14 protein-coding genes and 1 other annotated feature are annotated in these 19,800 nt (G+C 46.1%); of the genes, 10 read left to right on the top strand and 4 right to left on the bottom strand.

Translation table 11 applies throughout. The features are described 5' to 3' along the window. Positions 1 to 81: 81 nt before the first annotated feature. Complete coding sequence (locus CLOSA_RS08415; RefSeq protein WP_013272347.1) at positions 82 to 1,176, bottom strand: ABC transporter substrate-binding protein; 1,095 nt, start codon at positions 1,174 to 1,176, stop codon at positions 82 to 84. A 96-nt stretch (positions 1,177 to 1,272) separates the two neighbouring features. Then, positions 1,273 to 1,517: a binding site (T-box leader), on the bottom strand. A gap of 168 nt (positions 1,518 to 1,685) precedes the next feature. Between CLOSA_RS08415 and CLOSA_RS08420 the strand changes: the two genes are divergently transcribed. Beyond that, a complete protein-coding gene (locus CLOSA_RS08420; RefSeq protein WP_013272348.1) occupies positions 1,686 to 2,198 on the top strand; it encodes a cysteine hydrolase family protein in 513 nt (170 codons plus the stop codon). A 137-nt stretch (positions 2,199 to 2,335) separates the two neighbouring features. Here CLOSA_RS08420 and aroA read toward each other — a convergent pair whose 3' ends face one another. Genes aroA through aroF form a run of 3 tightly spaced genes read right to left on the bottom strand, consistent with a single transcriptional unit; the run spans position 2,336 to position 5,738 of the window. After that, a complete protein-coding gene (aroA, locus tag CLOSA_RS08425; RefSeq protein WP_013272349.1) occupies positions 2,336 to 3,613 on the bottom strand; it encodes a 3-phosphoshikimate 1-carboxyvinyltransferase in 1,278 nt (425 codons plus the stop codon). Between the two features lie 14 nt (positions 3,614 to 3,627). Then, a complete protein-coding gene (locus CLOSA_RS08430) occupies positions 3,628 to 4,725 on the bottom strand; it encodes a prephenate dehydrogenase (RefSeq protein WP_013272350.1) in 1,098 nt (365 codons plus the stop codon). After that, positions 4,722 to 5,738, bottom strand: a complete 1,017-nt coding sequence (gene aroF, locus CLOSA_RS08435; protein ID WP_013272351.1) for a 3-deoxy-7-phosphoheptulonate synthase — start codon at positions 5,736 to 5,738, stop codon at positions 4,722 to 4,724. Before aroF ends, CLOSA_RS08430 begins: the two co-directional genes overlap by 4 nt. A gap of 358 nt (positions 5,739 to 6,096) precedes the next feature. Between aroF and CLOSA_RS08440 the strand changes: the two genes are divergently transcribed. The 9 genes from CLOSA_RS08440 (at position 6,097) to CLOSA_RS08480 (ending at position 19,781) form a co-directional block, all read left to right on the top strand. Then, positions 6,097 to 7,686 carry a response regulator gene (locus CLOSA_RS08440; RefSeq protein ID WP_013272352.1) on the top strand — a complete coding sequence of 530 codons (1,590 nt, stop codon included), beginning with the start codon at positions 6,097 to 6,099 and terminating at the stop codon, positions 7,684 to 7,686. Positions 7,687 to 7,700: 14 nt separating this feature from the next. Beyond that, entirely contained in the window at positions 7,701 to 9,515 is a 1,815-nt protein-coding gene (locus CLOSA_RS08445) for a sensor histidine kinase (protein ID WP_013272353.1), read from the top strand. A gap of 193 nt (positions 9,516 to 9,708) precedes the next feature. After that, the gene (locus CLOSA_RS08450) at positions 9,709 to 11,151 is read left to right on the top strand and encodes an ABC transporter substrate-binding protein (protein ID WP_013272354.1); all 1,443 of its coding nucleotides are present in this window, start codon (positions 9,709 to 9,711) and stop codon (positions 11,149 to 11,151) included. Between the two features lie 73 nt (positions 11,152 to 11,224). Then, positions 11,225 to 12,145, top strand: a complete 921-nt coding sequence (locus tag CLOSA_RS08455) for a carbohydrate ABC transporter permease (RefSeq protein WP_013272355.1) — start codon at positions 11,225 to 11,227, stop codon at positions 12,143 to 12,145. A gap of 10 nt (positions 12,146 to 12,155) precedes the next feature. Next, on the top strand, positions 12,156 to 13,022 hold the full coding sequence (locus CLOSA_RS08460; protein ID WP_013272356.1) for a carbohydrate ABC transporter permease: 867 nt from the start codon (positions 12,156 to 12,158) through the stop codon (positions 13,020 to 13,022). 4 nt (positions 13,023 to 13,026) lie between these two features. Then, complete coding sequence (locus CLOSA_RS08465; RefSeq protein ID WP_013272357.1) at positions 13,027 to 15,465, top strand: hypothetical protein; 2,439 nt, start codon at positions 13,027 to 13,029, stop codon at positions 15,463 to 15,465. After that, complete coding sequence (locus tag CLOSA_RS08470; RefSeq protein WP_013272358.1) at positions 15,443 to 16,507, top strand: acyltransferase domain-containing protein; 1,065 nt, start codon at positions 15,443 to 15,445, stop codon at positions 16,505 to 16,507. The genes CLOSA_RS08465 and CLOSA_RS08470 overlap by 23 nt, the downstream gene beginning before the upstream one ends. A 20-nt stretch (positions 16,508 to 16,527) precedes the next feature. Then, positions 16,528 to 17,451, top strand: coding sequence for an N-acetylglucosamine kinase (locus CLOSA_RS08475; RefSeq protein ID WP_013272359.1), 924 nt, complete (start codon positions 16,528 to 16,530; stop codon positions 17,449 to 17,451). A 227-nt stretch (positions 17,452 to 17,678) separates the two neighbouring features. Continuing rightward, positions 17,679 to 19,781, top strand: a complete 2,103-nt coding sequence (locus CLOSA_RS08480; RefSeq protein WP_013272360.1) for an elongation factor G — start codon at positions 17,679 to 17,681, stop codon at positions 19,779 to 19,781. The last annotated feature ends 19 nt before the right edge of the window (positions 19,782 to 19,800 follow it).

Genomic DNA, 19,800 nt, shown 5'->3' on the forward strand with positions numbered 1-19,800 from the left:
AATGAAAGCTAAGCATAATTCAGCGGAGCTTGGAAAATCAGCCGTTTGATGAGCCTGCAGGCCAATCCAGCTTCCTTTAATTTATCGGGTGATATCTGTAAAAATTTCAGCAGCGGAGCCGGTAAGCTCTGACGGCAGCGTAATTCCCAGAGAATCAGCAACCTTTGAGTTACCGTAAAATGCCGCTTCTTTGATGACTTCAAAGTTTATCCCGCTTGCTTTTGCTTCACCCTTTAATACCTTTGCGGCCATTTTGCCGGTCTGCTTGCCTAAATCCACATAATCAAGACCCATGGAAGCCAGACAGCCGATTTTAACCTGCTCAACCTCGCTGCCGAATACCGGAATGTTTTTCTTTCCTGCTTTATCAAGAATCAGCGGAAGAGAGCTTACTACGGTATTGTCCGTTAAATTGTTTAAGCAGTCAACCTTCTCTAAAATGCTGTCAGTTGCCAGTGGAATGTCGGCAGTTGCAGTAACTGGACCTTCCACGATTTCAAAGCCGTAGGAGGCTGCAGCGGCCTTGTATTCCTTGATTGCTGTTTCCGAGTTCACTTCACTGGTGCTGTAAAGGATGCCGATGGTCTTGGCATCAGGAAGGATCTTACGGATCATTTCCAACTGTTTTTCCACCGGAAGTTTATCGCTGGTACCGGTAATTTCTCCTGCAGGAGTCCCGTCTTCCTTTGCAAGGGCTGCGGCCACAGGATCCGTTACTGCGGTAAAGATAACGGGAACATCGGCTTTTTTTGCTCCGCTGTAGGCGGACTGAGCCATTGGGGTTGCAATGGCGCAGATTAAGTTTACTTTTTTGGAAAGAAAGTTGTTTACGATCTGGCTTGCGGTACCTCCGTCAGCCTGGGCATTTTCATACATAACCGTTAAGTTTTTTCCTTCCTCGATTCCTTCTTCTGCAAGGCCCAGTAAAAAGCCTTCCCGGCAGTTGTCAAGGGAACCATGTTCTGCAAACTGTCCGATGCCGATGGTATAGGAGACACCGTCTTTGGAAGCATCACTTTTTGACTGATTGGCAGAACTTTCTGCTTCCCCACTGGAAGAGGCCTGGGAGCCGGAAGTGTGATCCGCTGGTTTCTCAGGGGCTGCCTTGGAAGAACAGCCGGTAAGTGCGGCAGCCGCCAGGGCTGCAAGGAACAGAGTCTTGATTGATTTTTTCATAATATTTCCTCCTTAAAATGGTTTTTCGCTGACGGAACGAGTAAGTGACCGATTATCTGATGAAATAAAAAAAGTCCCAAGTACGCTAAAAAACGTACTTGAGACGAATCAAACAATCCGCGGTGCCACTCAAATTGACTTTATAAAAGCCCACTTTTCATATACCAACATATATGCCACGTTACATAACGGTTGTGGTCTCCGTCAGCCCCTACTGAAACAATGGTTCGGGGCCGCCCTCAAAAGTCCATTCAGCGATCAGCTTTATACCGCACTCCCACCAACGGCGGCTCTCTGAAATATTGCATGGAACGCTTACTCTTCTTTTTCAACGGTTTATTTTTATTTCATTTAAACAGTATCTTAATACGTCTGTTGGGATTTGTCAACTGTTATTTGAAAAAGTCTCAGAATAAGTCAATGTGGAGGAATTGTACCATAAAAATAGTGTGCGAAAAAGTGTAAATTATGATAAAATATTTGTAATGCTTATAAACGGAGGTTTGTCCATGAGAAGATTATTGATTGTAGTTGACATGCAAAAGGATTTTATAAATGGCTCCCTGGGAACCCCGGAGGCGGTGTCCATTGTTTCCAAGGTAAAAAGAAAAATAGAGGAGTATCAGGAAGCAGGAGATGAGGTGATTTTCACCCTGGATACCCACAAAGAGGATTATCTGGATTCTCAGGAGGGGAAAATGCTTCCGGTGGTACATTGCATTAAGGGAACTGCCGGCTGGGAGCTTGAGGAGTCTCTAAAGGAGTTTCCGGGAAAGTACTTTGAGAAAAACACCTTTGGAAGTGCAGCTCTTGGAGCGTATGTGAAAGAAAGAGAGTATAAATCCATTGAATTGGTGGGATTATGTACAGATATCTGTGTCATTTCCAATGCCCTGTTAGTCAAAGCCTTTCTTCCGGAAACTCCGGTGCTGGTGGATTCCTCCTGTTGTGCAGGTGTGACTTTAAGGAGCCATGAGAATGCGTTAGAAGCCATGAAGATGTGCCAGATCCAAGTGCTGTAAAAGCCTTTTCCTTATACTGCCATCATCAAAAATGCCGGAATGAACTTATGTTCTCCCGGCATTATGCTTTCTTGACGAAAGGTGGAACGTTATTTTTTTACCATTATCCCAAGACTTGATTTACAGGAAGGAACTGTTTATTTCATCAGCATTTCCAGATCCTGATAAAACCCTGGATAAGAGATATTTACGCATTCTGCGCCCAAGATCTCTGTTTCTCCCTCTGCGCAAAGCCCGGTCACGGCAAAGGTCATGGCGATCCGGTGATCCAGTTTGCTGTCTATGACAGCGCCGTGGAGAGGTCTTCCGCCTCTGATGATCATGCCATCGTCAGTTTCTCGAACATCGGCTCCCATGGCGGACAAATTCTTTACCATGACATCAATGCGGTTGGATTCCTTTACCTTTAATTCCGCCGCATCCCTAATAATGGTTTCTCCTTCTGCAAAGCACGCCATGGCGGCGATTATGGGAAGTTCGTCGATGAGGGTAGGAATGATGGCTCCGCCGATGGGAACGCCGTGGAGAGAACCGGATTTCACCAGAATATCTGCGGTTGGTTCTCCGGAATCCATATTCCCATCCAAAAGAGTAATATCAGCCCCCATTTCCTGGCATACGCGGATGATCCCATCCCGTGTGGGGTTGATGCCTACTTGCTTTATCAGTATTTCTGAGCCTGGGACTATCAGGCCTGCCGCTATAAAGTAAGCTGCTGAAGAGATATCTCCGGGAACAATGATTTGATTGCCGTATAATTCTGCAGCAGGAGCAATGCAGGCGGTGGTTCCTTCTGTTTTTACATTGGCTCCAAAGTGTTTCAGCATGATTTCAGAATGGTTTCTGGATACATAGGGTTCTGTTACCCTTGTTTCCCCTTCTGCGTACAGGCCGGCTAAAAGGATGGAGGATTTTATCTGGGCAGAGGCTACCGGGCTGGTATAATGGATGCCCCGGAGTCTTTTGCCGGTGATGGAAAGAGGAGCGCAGCCATTATCCAATATGCTCTTTATATCAGCTCCCATGAAGGACAATGGTTCCATAATACGTTTCATGGGACGTTTTTGGATAGACTCGTCCCCGGTTACGGTTACATTAAAATCCTGGGCAGCCAGAAGGCCGGAGATCAGGCGGGTGGTGGTTCCGCTGTTTCCGCAGTCTAAAATGGTTTCCGGTCTTTTTAATCCCCGGAGTCCTTTTCCATGGACAATGACGGTATTCTGGTTATTTTCAATCTGAATTCCCATTTTTCGGAAACAGTCGATGGTGGATAGACAATCGGCCCCTTGGAGAAAGTGGCTGATTTCTGTGGTTCCCTTTGCAATGGAGCCAAACATTACGCTGCGGTGAGAGATGGATTTGTCACCGGGTATGGTTATTTCACCCTTTAAAGGGGAGGTTTTTGCAAATTTCATAAGGACCCTCTCTTTTAATTTGAAATTAAGTCGTAGTGGTACCGTTCCAGCTGCTTCCATGCGCTGTCCATAGTCTCCTTGTCATAGAAAGCAATCCTCAAGGTTCCCTCTCCATGTTCCCGGTTATGGTTGATGCCGATGTTTTTGATGCTGATGCCTTTTGCGGCCAGGATAACGGATAAGGTGGAGATGGCACCTACTTCGTCCGCCATGTCAACCGTAAAGGAATAATCCGGGGCAATGGATCCCGGGACCTTTTCTGAAAAGGAATTGCGGTAATCCCTGGAGGTTTCAAAGAGCCGGTAAATATATTGATTGTCATTGCCCTTCAGTTCATGGAGGATCTGGCTTAAGGAGGAAATATACCGTTCCAGAATCACAGATAAATTCCCGCTGTTTGTCATACAGATCTGCTCCCACATTTCCGGTGAGGAGGAGGCAATTCTTGTTATATCTTTAAAACCTCCTGCAGCAAGCCGTTTCATAATTCCTTCTTCATTGTCAGAAGCCTTCACAAGGTTAACCAGACTGGACGCTATGATATGGGGCAGATGGCTGATTGTGGCGGTGATAAAATCATGTTCGTGATAATCAAGAACAAGGGGAATGGAGCCGATCATGTTTGCAATCCGTACCAGACGGTTTACCTGTTCCTCTGTGGAAGCAGCGGTGGGAGTGATAATATAATAGGCATTTTCAAGGAGATGGTCAGTGGAATTCTCGTACCCGGTTTTTTCCGAGCCAGCCATAGGGTGTCCTCCAACAAACTGGCCTTCCAGACGAAGGCGTCGGACTTCTTCGTGAATATCCGCCTTGGTGCTGCCTACATCGGTGATGATGGCTCCTGGTTTTAGGAAGGGCTGGATTTCTGACAGATACCTTGCATTGTACTCCACAGGGGTACAGAGAAAAATCAGATCACATTCCCGAAGCGCTTCCCCGATTCCATCCAGGATGACATCTACGATTCCTTCTTCTTTTGCCTGCAAAAGCCTGGAATGGGTACGCATATAGGCCATGATTTTAGTATTGGGTTTTTCGCGCTTGATCCCTCTGGCAATGGAGCCGCCGATGAGACCAAGCCCGATAAAGGCAATGGAGGCATCACTCATGAAAGGTTCCTCCCTGCCAGCCTGGCATAAGGCTGTAATTCTTCTGCCAGCTTTTGGTATTGCTCAAAGGTAAGTGACTGCGGACCATCGGACAGGGCACAGGATGGGCATGGATGGACTTCCACGATCAGACCGTCGGCGCCGACTGCTATGGCAGCCTTGGAGATAGGCTCAATATATGCCCTTACTCCGGTGGCGTGGCTAGGATCAATGATAATGGGAAGGTGGCTCTTTGAACGGATAACCGGTACGGCGCTGATATCCAGGGTATTTCTGGTAGCAGTCTCGTATGTACGGATGCCGCGTTCACAAAGCACAATATTGGGGTTTCCTTCAGAAGCAATGTATTCCGCCGCATTCAGCCATTCATCAATGGTGGCGGAAAGACCTCTCTTTAGCAGGACGGGAATGCCTGCTTTTCCAGCTTCTTTTAAAAGCTCAAAATTCTGCATATTCCTTGCGCCGATCTGGATCATGTCCACGTATTTTATGGATGTTTCAAGGGCACGCAGGCTAGTGACTTCGCAGACAATATTAAGTCCGGTAGCTTCTCTTGCTTCCTTCATGTATTTAAGCCCTTCTTCTTCCAGACCCTGGAATGCGTACGGTGAAGTTCTTGGCTTATAGGCTCCGCCGCGAAGGAACTGGGCGCCTGCTTTTTTTACGGCAAAAGCAGTTTCCAGGACCATATGGTGATTTTCAATGGCACAGGGTCCGGCCATCATGGTAAGATGTCCTGGGCCGATTTTTGCATTTCCGATAGTAATGACAGAATCTTCCGGATGAAATTTTTTATTCACCAGCTTGTAGGTTTCGGTAACAGCAACGATTTTATCAACGCCTTCCAGCATTTCTATGTTTGCGCCCTGAAGCTTTGTCTTGTCGCCGACAACGCCTACTATGGTCACTTCCGTCCCTTTTGATAAATGGGCCTGAAGTCCGTTTGATTCGATTAAGTCTTTTATTTTACCGACCGCTTCCTCGGAAGCGTTTGGCTTCATAATGATGATCATATGTTTCTTTCCCTTTCTTTTGCAAATATTTAATCCCCATTGTAATCCATGGAAGGAGACTTGTCAACGCTTTTACACGTTAAACTTTGACGCTTTAACGTAAATTACTGCAAAAAGGATTTTCAAATACGTTGCAAAGCTAAACAGTGGAATATTTCAAATCGTTGTGATAGAATATTTAGCATATAAGCAATCGTATTTTTCGTGAGTCCGGGGAGTGATCCCCAGGTTCAGGAAAATCAATATGTTCTTTCTATTAGGGAAGAATACGGTATGTCCTTTAGGTGAATCCTGAGGACCAGTGGTTTCAGGAAGCGGAAGAGAAGGTTTTGGCGGTCCTTGGGAGGAAGAAACAGGCATGGATGCTAATAAAAATATAACGTTATTGATTGCGGACGATGAGGCAGCCATCCGCAACGGGCTGTCTACGGTTGTCCCCTGGGAGCAGTTTGGCATTACCATTGTAGGTACCGCAGAGGACGGCAGGGAGGCTTATGATATTATAAAGTCCTGCAATCCGGACATTGTAATTACCGATATCCGGATGCCTGGAATGGATGGACTGCAGCTTATGGAACGGGTAAAAAATGAAAAGCTGCAAACCAATTTCATTATTTTAAGCGGATACGGAGATTTTAAATACGCGCAAAAGGCGATCCAGCTTGGTGCTAAAAATTATTTTTTAAAACCGATTAAGATTGATGAGCTGGTGACGGAGATCAGGCAGCAAAAGGAAGTGATCCTGCAAACCAACCATATCCATTCTTATTCCGCTTATTTAAATGTTAAGTCGGAGCCGAAGGAAAAGTTTTTAAAGAGGCTTCTGAAGAACGAATTTTACTCCTATGAGGAGATACGGGATGAAATCAGAAGGCTGGAGCTTAAGTTAAATGACAGTCCCTTCCGGGTTATGGTTTTTTCCATTCAGAAGAACGAGGAAAGAGAGCAGGAGGATGAGTTTCAGCAGATAAACTATCTTCTGGATATCGTGAGTGAGGAGCTGCAGGAGACCAGATATGAATTTCTGGTCTCGGGGTCCGGCGAGCTTTTAGCGATCATTCATACCCTGCAGCAGGGAGATCTGCCGGTGAATTACCGCTTTCTGGCAGCCAGATGTTTAAAAAGAGTGAAACGGGATTCTACCATGGACTTAGCGGTAGGAATCGGTAAGGAAGGAGCTTCTCTAACAGACTGCTCCAATTCCTATAAGACTGCACTTATGTGCCTGTCCTACCGTTTTTATGAGACTGAGCAGAGGATCTTTGACGAAAGCATCCTGTGTACCACGCCGCCCCCTGCAGCAGCCAATCAAATGGATTATAATCATCTGATATATTTGATTACCATGAACCAGACGGAGAAGGTACGGGAATCCTGCCGGGAATACTTTTCCCAGCTTTTTTATGTGCCTATGCCTCCGCCTAATTATATCCGTGGAATGTGTATCTATCTGATCACGGACATTCAGAAGGAGCTGGGAAGCGGTAAGGAATTTTCCCAGGCGGAAGTCATCCTTCCCATTAATATCATACGGACCATGGAAGAACTGAAAGCATATATGGAGGACTTTCTGGTAGAGTGTGCCAATAAGCAGGGAGCCGGAGAGAACGGATCCAGGAACCAGATCATTCAGGCTGCGGAGTATTATATCAAATCCCATATGGGAGATAAGATCCTTGCCAAAGACGTGGCAAGGCACGTAAACTTAAGTGATGTTTATTTTACCAGCTACTTTAAATTAAAGACGGGAATCAATTTCAGGGATTATGTGATCCGGATCAAAATGGAGCATGCCAAGGGCCTGATGGAGCGGATGCCGGATTTGCCTGTAGCGGAAGTGGCTGCTGCCATCGGCTACGACGATTACCGGTCCTTTTATCGGGTGTTCAAACAGAATACAGGTGTCGCTCCATCGGATTACAACAGAAACAGCGGTAGGATACCGTAATCGGAAAGGCAGATATGATAAAACGGTTGAAAGAAACGGTTTTTAAATTCATAGGGGACAGGAAAATTGCGTCTAAAATCCGGCTTTGCATGTTCAGCATCGACATTATGCTTACTATTTTTATATGCATTTTTGCCAGAAGTTATTTTAACAAGCTTTATTATGAAGAGGTAGAAATGCAGATGCAGGACACCATGAACGTGATCTCGGAATCTTTAAATAACATGTATGATACCCTGCTTACCAATGTAATCAGCTTTGCTTCCACCCCTGCAATACAACGGGTGGTTATAAGCGGCCGGGATGAGAGCAATTATATAAACCAGGAAGGGGTCCAGGTCCAGCTCATCAATCTTGTAAGCAGCAACAGCATGATTGAGTCGGTGTTTATGGTCAATAAGGATGGAACCTGCAATACGGTTTACGCTTACGGGGTAAGACCGGAGAAAAACCTTTCCGATTTTCTGACAGCTTATGGAGCCATAGATGAGATTACCTGGCTTCCCAACTGCCAAAGCCCCTTTTTACAGCAGCAGGATGTAATTCCCATTGTCATCCCCCTGTCAACCCTGACTCCCGGTGACAATGTGGTGATCACCACAAAGGGAGAGGAAGTAGCCACCAGGCTGGTGGTTCTGTTAAATCTGCAGAAGTTTCAAAGCAGGCTGTCCCTGTCCAATGCCAATTACTTTGAACGCTCTTATTTTGTGGTGGATTCCATGGGAAATAATATCAGCCTTAAAAATCCCCAGTCTATGAAAATGGTGCTGGAAAACCAGAATTTTATTCAGGGAGTACAGGCAAACAACAGGGATACCCTGATCCGTCAGATTGCAGACCTGACAGACAATGTGGTCTATTCCCAAATGCTTCCGTTTTCAGAACTTCAGCTGATCAGCGTTCTTTCAAAGGAATCCTTAAACAGAAAGATCTCAGCCATGAATCAATTCATTGTTCTGATGGGCGGAGCCGGCCTCATATTCTCGGTGGCATTTTCGGCTCTTTTGTCAAAGTTTATTACTTCGCCCCTGGAACGGCTTATGGTGAGTATCCGGCAGATCCAGGAAAATCATTATGACGAGCCTTATGAGACAAAATACGATGATGAGATCGGCCAGCTGAATGCAGCGGTCAATTCCATGTACAGAACCATTCAGTCCCAAATCAGCCAGATTAAGGAGGATGAGCATGAGAAGTACCAGCTGGAGATACAGCTTCTGGCAGAACAGATCAATCCTCATCTGCTTTATAATACACTGGAGGGCATCAATCTTGAAGTGCTGAACAACCACACTCTTGTGGCATCTTCCATGATCAATAATCTTGGGACCTTTATGAGGATTGGTTTGAATTATGGAGATGAGCTGATCATGATCAGGAATGAGATCGCCCATGTGGAAGCTTACATCAATATCATGAACCACAGGACCAATCAGTCCATTTCCTTCCAGCCCTTTGTGGAAGAGGGGCTTAAGGAATACCGGATTTTAAAACTGATTTTGCAGCCGCTGGTGGAAAATTCCATTAAACATGGCTTTCGGGAAGATCAGTGGGGGGAGGCGGTATGCATTCCTTCCATTGAGGTGAGATTTTACCGGAAGGAAGGCAGGATTTTCATTGAAGTCGTTGACAATGGCAGCGGCATTGATATTGATAAGGCCCGTGAGGCAATTTACCGGGCGGAACCGGCAGGCGGCCAGCATATTGGGCTTCATAATATTTATACAAGATTAAAGATCTATTACGGGGAGGCGGAGATGGATTTTCAGACCATTCCGTATTACAGAAACAGTGTAGTGATCCGCATTCCCGAAAAACAGGAACCATAAATGAGGTGTCCCAAGTGCCGTATAATGGCATACGGGATGCCTCCTTCTTTTTTATGCTCTGCGGTCAGCATGGGCACAATGTTTAAAAGTGTTACATGAAACATGAAAAATGTCATGTCATATGAAAACTGAAATGGTTAAAATAGTATCATCAAGGCAAATACATTATGAAACGTTTAGAAAGGAGTAGGTTATGAAAAAAAGAGCTTTGAGTTTCATGATAGCAGGAGTTCTGGCTGCTGCATCACTGACCGGCTGTTCCAGCGGTGGAGGTACGGCTGATACAACGGCACCCCAGAATCAGGCAGGAGGGACTTCAGAATCAAAGGAGGGCACAAAAGCCGGTTCTGCAGGTGAAACCGTAATTAAGGTCTGGACCAATGACCGTCATGACTCCGAGTACGTGGATCAGAAGATCAGCGAGTTTAATGAGACCAATGATAAGGGCATTAAGATTGAGATAACAGTGGTAACGGATGATTACTCAAATATGCTTTCCATGGCATATTCTTCCGGAACGGCACCTGATATTGCAGGCATCAGTGCAGGTCAGAGCGGTTTTGACCTAAAGACTTTTGCAGATGCAAAAATCCTGGAGCCGTTAAATGAAAGAATTACAGATCCGGATTATGAGAAGGTGACCGAGGCCAGCAAGCTTCAGTATGAAGGAATTGACATGATTGACGGCAAAGTTTACTGGATTCCCACCGGCATGAGAAGCGGTGTAAGAATGGAGTACAACAAGGCCTTGGTGGAAGCGGCAGGCGTTACTGAGTTTCCGGAAACCCTGGACGGTGTCATTGACCTTGCCAAGAAGGTAACAGATAACGGAGGCGGGAAAAATTACGGAATCGCCTTTACCTCAAGCGTTCCCTTCATCAGATGGATTGAAGGAACCTGTGAGACAAGTGGAATTTACCGTTATGATTATAAGAATGGCAAATTCAATTTTGACGGTTATAAACCGGTGATTGAAAAAAGCAACCAATTCTTCAAGGATAACAGTGTTCTTCCGGGATCCGTATCTCAGGGCGTAGACGCCATGAGAGCACAGTTTGCAGAGGGGGCATTTGCGCTTTGGGGAAATGCGTCTCAGGAAGCAGGTGTGTTTACCGATCAGTTTCCGGTAACAAAATTTGACTGGGGAGTAGCCACCGTTCCCACTCTTGACGGAGAAGTAAAGGGTGCTTTGACCATTCAGCCTCAGAAGGGGTATATGATGCTTTCTTCATCCAAGAACAAAGACGCCGCATGGGAAGTCATTAAATTCTTCTCCAGCGAAGATTTCTTAAAGGGCTACTTGGAGGGCGGCTATTGTCTTCCCATCTCCGGCTATATGAGCGGAGTCATTGATTCTTCTAAGACCGGCAGACTGGCGGATTTCAAATTACAGGATTACGAAAGCGTATATCCGGCAGTACCGGCCGTTGCGATCCAGGGTGATGATTATGTGGCAACTCTCTGGAATGGGATCTTGGGCAATGTCAGTGCTGACGATGCCATTGCAGATTTAAACAAGAGATACAATGAAGCGCTTGACAATGATGTAAGCATGGGCAAAATTAAGAGACTTGTGATCAAAGACTTTGACCCGATGCATCCAAATGCAGGAACCATTGAGTACTTAGACAAATAAGTGCAGATTGCGGAGGGGCTGTTTTTAGAAAAACTAAAAGCAGCCCCTGTTTTAAAGAAAGGTGATACGGCTCATGAAAGAAAAATTAAGCTTTGCGGAACGATTGAAGCGGGCAGGCAGCAGAGGAGATTTTGCTTCCGTTTTGATGCTGCTTCCGGCAGTATTCTTGCTGGTGGTGATATCCATCTACCCTTTCTGCTGGCTTTTCCGATATATTTTCTATGATTACAACGGGTTTACGGCTTACTATATTGGTTTTAAAAACTTTACCAGAATGTTTCAGGATGCTGTATTCTGGCGCAGCGTCCTCCATACCTTTGAATATGCCGTTATGAAGCTGGTGATCATTATCCCTTTATCCCTGCTTCTGGCTGTTTTGCTGAACCAAAAGATCAAGGGGAGCGGAATCTTCCGTGGCATTTACTTCATGCCTACGGTTATTAGTTCTGCGGTTTACAGCCTGATATTCGGCTTTATCTTTGCGGTTTACAACGGTGTATTAAATGCTTATCTCCAGAAGCTTGGAATGATCCATGCACCCATTGACTGGCTGGGAAGTGCGTCCATTGTTATGATCTCCATAATCATCGTGGCGGTATGGGGAGGTTTCGGTAACTATATGATTCTGTTCATGTCCGGCCTGTCCAGCATTTCGGAAGAAGTTTACGAAAGCTGCAAAATGGATGGGGCAAATGGGGTCCAGTCCTTCTTTTATATCACTCTGCCCATGCTTAGCCCTGTTTTAAAGGTGATTTTAATGCTGGCCATCACTACGGCATTGAAGGATTACGAATCGATTCTGGTACTTACCAATGGAGGTCCAAACAGCAGGTCAGAGGTAATGTTTACCTATATATACAAGCTGATTTTCGGTTCTCAGACAACACCTCAGATTGGCTATGCAACCGTGCTCAGCATTGTGGCGGCTCTTATCATCGGCGTGATTACAGCTATTTACATGAACTTTGCAAGAAAACTGGATGATGTGGTTTAAGGAGGCAGATATGGAAAAGACACATACCGTATATTCAAAAAAGACAAAAGCAATGCGAGGCCTTCTGTTCCTGCTTCTTCTGGTTGTTTCGTTCATCACCCTTTACCCGGTCATTTACATTGTTCTGGGATCGTTTAAGGCAAATAATGAACTGCTTTTGGGAGGAACCAGCATTCTGCCCAAAACATTTATCTTTGACAACTACAAACAGGCCTGGGAAAAAGCCAATTTCGCAGTCTATACTGTGAACAGCCTTATCATAAGCCTTGGAGTCATGATATTGACCATTCTGACAACTACCATGGCAGGCTATGTGTTTGCAAGAAAAAAATTTAAAGGAAAAGAATTCTTATACAGCATTTTTGTAGCTTTCATGTTTGTCAACGTAGGAAGTGTGAGCTTAAGACCACTGTTTGAGCTTGCCGTAAAAGTGAAAATGAACACTTCCCTTCTAAGCATTATCCTGATTTCCACGGGTATGGGACAGGCGACCTATATTTTCCTGGTGCGGGGATTTATGAATACCATTTCCAGGGAACTTGATGAAGCGGCGAAACTGGATGGCTGTACTTTTTTCCAGATTTATTATAAAATAATACTGCCTCTTTTAAAACCGGTTATCGCAACCATCGGACTTCTTTCCTTCCGCACGGGCTGGAATGAATACATTATGCCGCTGGTATTCACCATGTCCAACGACAGGCTCCGCCCTCTGACTGTGGGGGTTGTCATGTTAAAAAACAGCGGGGATGGAACGGCTGCATGGAACCTGATGTTTGCAGGTTCAACGATTTCAATCATACCGATCATAGTTATTTACATGTGCACCAGCCGCTACTTCATGAGCGGATTGACTGCCGGTGCAGTGAAGGGATAAGAAGATGGAAAAATTACATTTGAACAGAATGGGCTTTCTTACCAATTACCTGGTATCCGGCCCAAGAGAGACTGGTTTTATCAATCATGAATCAGATGACAATCAGCTGCGTTATGAAACATACTTAAGGTCCATAGTGGCGGACAAAAGCGGAACTCTTCCGGAAGGGCCTGTGGCTTTGGGAGAAACCAGCCGGCTTGGTATGCCATGGAGGTATTATTATCACTATGGCAACTGGTTTGTAGATGAGAGCACCTTTTATTCCACCCTTCAAAAGGTGGAGCTTGATGCTGTTACCGGAATCCTGGTGGAGAAGGACTTAACGGTAAATGCAGTTGTTTGGTCCTATGCCGCAGTGGATGTCTGGTGTAACGGGGAGCCGGTGTGCCATATGGACCCGCCTGTTTACAAACCCATACGGAAAAAGACCATGAAGCTTCCCTTAAAGAAAGGGATCAATCAGATTTACATCCGTCTGCAGACCCTGGGCGTACGGGATACCAGAACCCTGTTCGGAATTCAGATTAAGGATCATGGGGCAGAGATTGCCGTTGTTTTGCCGGATGAGGAAAAGACTGATGAATTGGTATGTGTGGAGAAATGGCTTGGTTCCCTCTGTATACGGAATTCTGTCATGACTTATGAGGGGAATGCCCCCCGTGGGACCTGGCTTGCTTATGACAGCCAGAGTCCTGATTTTGCCCAGGTGGAGAGCCGGAAGGAGTGGCAGGAGATCAGCGGCAGGGATAAAGTGATCCTGAATGAAGAAAAGCCAGGGGTAATTTTAGTAAGGGTCAGAAGGGAACACGCAGTTCTCACCAGAAAGGTGGAAAATATCCTGGCCCAGAAGCCAGTGTATTCAGAAGATAAGGACTTTTTAGAAAACAGGGATGCCATTTACCGCAGGATAGGAACAGCGGAAAGCTTATCCAGAGGAGACAAATTCGGCTTTTCCATTTCCAACATCCTTGCCAGGAAAGCGCTTGGCTTGGAATACGGAAAGGATATGGATCTGCTTTATGAGACACTTGACCAGATTGAAAGTCGTTACGATTGTTCTGATTTTCTGGTGTGCGGCTTCATCCGGTATTTAAAAAACTATCCTGTGGATGACGCCATGGCAAAACGGGCGAAGGAGGTGCTGCTTAACTGGAGGTACTGGATGGACCAGAAAGGCTCCGACGCCATGTGCTTTTGGAGCGAGAATCACTCCCTGATGTTCTATACCTGCGCCATGAATGCAGGGGAAATGTATCCGGATGAATACTTTCCCCGTGCAGATATGACCGGCAGGGAGCTTTTTAAGGCAGGCAGGGCTAAGGTGGAACGCTGGCTGACGGATGTGGAAGAACACGGCTTCGAAGAATTTTTAAGCACCGTTTATATGTGCGTCACCTTTGCCGCTCTTTTAAACGTCATTGATTATTCGGAGCAGGAGATATCAGCCCGTGCTGTAAAAATCACGGACTGCCTTCTGGAAATGCTTTGCCGGCATACCTACGATGGAGTTATTATCGCTCCCATGGGACGAGTGTACCGGGAAGTGGTCCATCCCTTTGAACAGGGTGCTCAGGCATTGATGAATCTCATTAATCCGGAAGTTCCTTATTCCTTTGGCGAAGGCTGGCTGGGCTTTTACGCCAGCAGCAGATACCGGCTGCCGGATGGTTTGATAAAGCTCATGGAAGAACCGGCAGAGAGTAGCTATTCAACGGGAAATGCCCTGATTCATCTGAAAAAAACCCCGGAATACTGTATGACCTCCGTTCAGTCACCAAGACTGGATCCGGGATTTAGCCGCTGGAAGAATCTAACTCTGGATCCGGATGCAGATCCCTCATCCTGTGAATACACCAAGTCCCTTAATGAAAGGTTTCATGGAACCACCTGCTTTGAACCGGGAGTATATGGATATCAGCAGCACATGTGGTATGCCGCTTTGGATAAAGAGACGGACTTATTCACCAACCACCCGGGAGGAACTTGTGATTCCAGTTCTATGAGACCAGGCTTCTGGTATGGAAACGGAGTGATGCCTGCTCTGGCTCAGGCAGGGAATCTTCTGGGAGCGGTTTACCACATTCCCCAGGAGCATCCCATTCATTTTACTCACGCTTATTTCCCGGCTCCTAAATTCCAGGAATCCAGAATCAGGGATCATTGGCTGTTAGGAAGACAGAAAAACGGATATGCGGCTCTATGGTGCAGCGGTGTCATGGAACCAGTTGATGACCAGTTGTTTGATTGTGAATACAGGACCTATGGAGATGATATCGCATACGTCTGCATATGCGGCAGTAAGCATGACTTTCCGTCTTTGGATGAGTTTGCAATGTATGCGGAAAGCCTTCGGCCGGAATTTAATCAGGAGGACCGCACGCTGACAGCTGGCGGGTTCAAAGTGAGGTTTATGGAAAATCATGATAAGACACAGTATATTTAGTGAAGATACACAAAAGGCGGTTGCTTTGGCATCCGCCGTTTTCCGCAGTCATCCCTTTTTTCTGAGCAACTACACATGGTGCAGGGAGCTTCTGCTGAAAAGGAAGGACCCGAAAAATGCCTCAGAAGCGATGAGACTGGGGATACAGCATGCAGAAATGCTGAATCTGGATGCCTATATGCTTCCGGTGGTTTATATTGACTGGATGCTGCCGGAGGTGTTTGAGGATTTCCGGAATCAGGGACTTCCGGAATGGGTTTTTCTGGAATCCATGAAGGATATTGAAATCTGGATTAAGGTCTACCGAGAATACCATAAGGGCAAGATAGGCCTTGATCAGATTGAGTGGGTGTTCCGGTCCGTTTGCGGAAAAGTTCTCCGGTTCGGCAGCCTGCAGTTTGAGGAGATAACTTATGAATTTCCCTTCCTGATTTTTAATAACAGACAGACCGGTGAATACAGGGCATTGGCATGTCCTGGCCTTAAGGTGGATCAGGATGGATATTTTTCCGGGACCAATGGAAGAAGCCTTAACAGGGAATCAGAAACTTGTGTAAGCTTTCCGGATGAAAGAGTGACCGGTTTTTTTGCGGATCTTAAGCAGGGAGTACTTAACATGGATCAGGAGGAGACCCTGCTTCTGGCTGACTGGAGGCTGCAGCTGGCTCCGGGGGAAAAAGCGGTAGCAGTCCACATCCCGGAAGGGGCGGATCTTTCGCCTGATAAGATTGATTCTGCTTTAGAGGCGGCAAAAGAATATTACGGAGGAGGCCTTCTTGTTTGCGACAGCTGGCTTCTGGATCCTCATCTGGCGTTTATCCTGCCGGGGAATAGCCGGATCATTAAATTTATGGAACGTTTTAACAAAATGCCCATAAAGGCGGAACACCCTCAGATCCTGGAACGGGTCATGGGGTTTGACTGTTCCATGGAAAAGCTGGAAAAATGTCCATGCAGCACCTCGCTGCAAATCTCATTAAAGAAATATCTTCTGGAAAGGAAGGAGATGTTTACAACGGCAGGTTTCCTGCCATGGATATAAAACCATAAGGAGGAGGGTACATGAAAGAATATTTTGCAGGATTGGATATTGGAGGAACCAACGGACGGCTTAAAATCTGCGATCCCCATGGGGCGGTACTTGGAGAATTTACGGCACCTGGCTGCAGCCTCAATACAGATGGAGCGGAGAAAAGCCGGCTTCGATACCGGGATCTGGTGCTCCCGGCTCTTCGTGATATGAACCTGGCTCCCGGCTGCTGTGCGGGGATCTGTGTGGCCGCCAGCGGAATTGATTCTCCGTCTGATGAGCATGATTGCAGGTCCATCTTTGAAGAAATGGGGTTTCCAAATAAAAAGCTTCTGGTGCTAAATGACTGTGAGGTATTTCTTCACATGACGGAGGAACCGGCTCTGGTCGTTATATCAGGGACCGGCTCGGTATGCTTTGGGAGAGATAAGGACGGGACCATATACCGGACCGGCGGCTGGAACCACATCATAAGTGATGAAGGAAGCGGGTTTGATATGGGGTTAAAAGTCTTAAAAGCCGTAGGAGATGAGCTGTCCGGACGAATCAAATGTCCTGTTCTCACACCACTTATTATTAAGGAGACAGGGCTTGATACGCTGGAAAAAATAGATGATTTTATCAATGCCAATCTTATGGAAAAGTCTGAGATCGCCAGATTATCCTTGTTTGCATATCAGGCGGCAGCCCTTGGTGATCATGAAGCCGTTCGCATTCACCGGGAATGCGGAGAGGCTTTGTGGGGCCTTATTCGGGATACCGCAGCCAAGATGGCAGGAAAGAGTCCGGAAGACAGGCGGAACCTCTGGCTCTGGGGCAGTGTCCTGGTTAAAAATCAAATCATCCGGAAGATGGTTGAAGAAAAAGTCCGGGAAGGGATGCCGGGCACTGAGGTGGGGATACCGGCGTTGAGTGCTCTTGATACGGCTTTGAAAGCGGCCAGATCCCTGCAATAAAGCATGATTCTGCAGGCCAGGTATTCGGATTCAGAATCCTGGGAAAACGGATAGAAGAAACCTATAAAACGGAATAAAAGAGAAAAGAGGGGCTGACCCTCTTTCTTTTTTATAATTAGAAAAATGACGAAAAAATATTTGTGCAAATTGCACCTTTTGCTTGCAATTATACGACATTTTTAGTAAAATATCCTTATAGACTTAAATACCGAACAGGAGGAATGTTTATGAACGTGTATGGAACCAAACAGATCCGTAACGTCGCCTTACTTGGGCACGGGGGCGCCGGTAAAACCACCCTGGCAGAAGCTATGGCGTTGATTACCGGAGCCATCAGCAGAATGGGAAAAATTACCGATGGCAATACCATCAGCGATTATGACAAAGAAGAGATCAAGAGACAGTTCTCCATCTCTACGACCCTGATTCCTTTAGAGTATAAAGGAGAGGATGGACCGATCAAGATTAACCTGATTGATACTCCCGGATATTTTGATTTTGTTGGCGAAGTGGAAGAGGCCATCAGCGTTGCGGACGCAGCAGTTATTGTTGTGAATTGTAAGGCAGGTATTGAAGTTGGAACATTAAAGGCATGGGAACTTTGCGAAAAGTACAAGCTTCCCAGACTTTTCTTTGTGACAAATATGGATGACGATCATGCAAGTTTCCGTGAATTATTATTAAAGCTTGATAAAGAATTCGGAAGAAAGATAGCACCGTTCCACCTCCCCATTCGTGAGAACGAAAAGTTCGTAGGTTTTGTTAATGTTGTTAAGATGGCAGGCCGCCGTTTTACTGTCAACAGTGATTATGAAGAATGTGAGATTCCTGAATATAGCCAGAAGAATCTGGGAATTGCCCGTGAAGCTCTTATGGAGGCTGTGGCAGAAACCAGTGAGGAATATATGGAGCGTTACTTCTCTGGTGATGAATTTACCATTGATGAGATTTCTTCTGCTCTTCGGGAACATGTGATAAAAGGAAATATCGTTCCGGTCATGCTGGGATCCGGAATCAACGCTCAGGGCGCCAAGATGGTGCTTCAGGCCATAGATAAGTATTTTCCATCCCCCGATTACTTTGAGTGCATCGGCGTGGATGTTTCCACAGGTGAGCGCTTTACAGCCAAGTATAACGATCATGTGTCCCTGTCTGCCCGTGTGTTTAAGACCATTGTGGACCCGTTTATCGGAAAATACTCCCTGCTTAAGATTTGTACCGGTACCCTAAAGCCTGATTCTGCCATCTATAATGTGAATAAGGACACAGAGGAAAAGATCGGAAAGCTTTATGTGTTAAGAGGAAAGGAAGCGATTGAGGTTTCGGAATTAAAAGCAGGAGATATCGGGGCGGTGTCCAAACTGAACGTGACCCAGACCGGCGATACCATTGCCCTTCGTTCCGCCCCTATCGTCTACCATAAGCCTGAAATATCCACTCCATATACTTATATGCGGTATAAGACCAAGACAAAGGGCGACGATGATAAGGTTTCCAGTGCTCTTGCAAAGCTGACGGAAGAAGATTGGACCTTAAAGGTAGTGAATGACACGGAAAACCGCCAATCCCTCCTTTATGCCATCGGAGACCAGCAGCTGGAAGTGGTAGTAAGCAAGCTTTTAAACCGTTACAAGGTTGATGTGGAACTGAGCAAGCCTAAATTTGCTTTCCGTGAGACCATCCGCAAGAAAGTGGAAGTCCAGGGCAAATATAAGAAGCAGTCCGGAGGACACGGACAATACGGCGATGTGAAGATGACCTTTGAGCCTTCCGGAGACTTAGAGACTCCTTACGTATTTGATGAATGCGTATTTGGCGGGGCAGTACCGAGAAACTATTTCCCGGCAGTTGAAAAGGGAATTGCCGAGTGCGTCTTAAAAGGACCTCTTGCCGCTTATCCTGTTGTGGGATTAAAGGCCACGCTGACCGACGGCTCCTACCATCCTGTGGATTCCTCAGAGCTTGCCTTTAAGATGGCTGCAACCATGGCCTTTAAAAAGGGATTCATGGATGCAAATCCGGTCCTCTTAGAACCAATTGCTTCTCTTAAGGTTACAGTTCCGGATAAATTTACCGGAGATGTTATGGGAGATTTAAACCGCAGAAGAGGCCGTGTTCTTGGTATGAACTCCAACCACAGTGGAAAGCAGGTTATTGAGGCAGATGTTCCCATGTCCGAACTGTACGGCTATAATACGGACCTGCGTTCCATGACAGGAGGAATCGGAACCTTTGAATATGAATTCAGCCGTTATGAGCTGGCTCCGGGAGATGTGCAGAAGAGAGAAGTCGAAGAGCGGGCTTCCAAGATTGACCGGATAGAAGTATAAAAACCGATGCAGAAATAAC

This window comes from [Clostridium] saccharolyticum WM1 (assembly GCF_000144625.1).
Lineage (GTDB): Bacteria > Bacillota > Clostridia > Lachnospirales > Lachnospiraceae > Lacrimispora > Lacrimispora saccharolytica.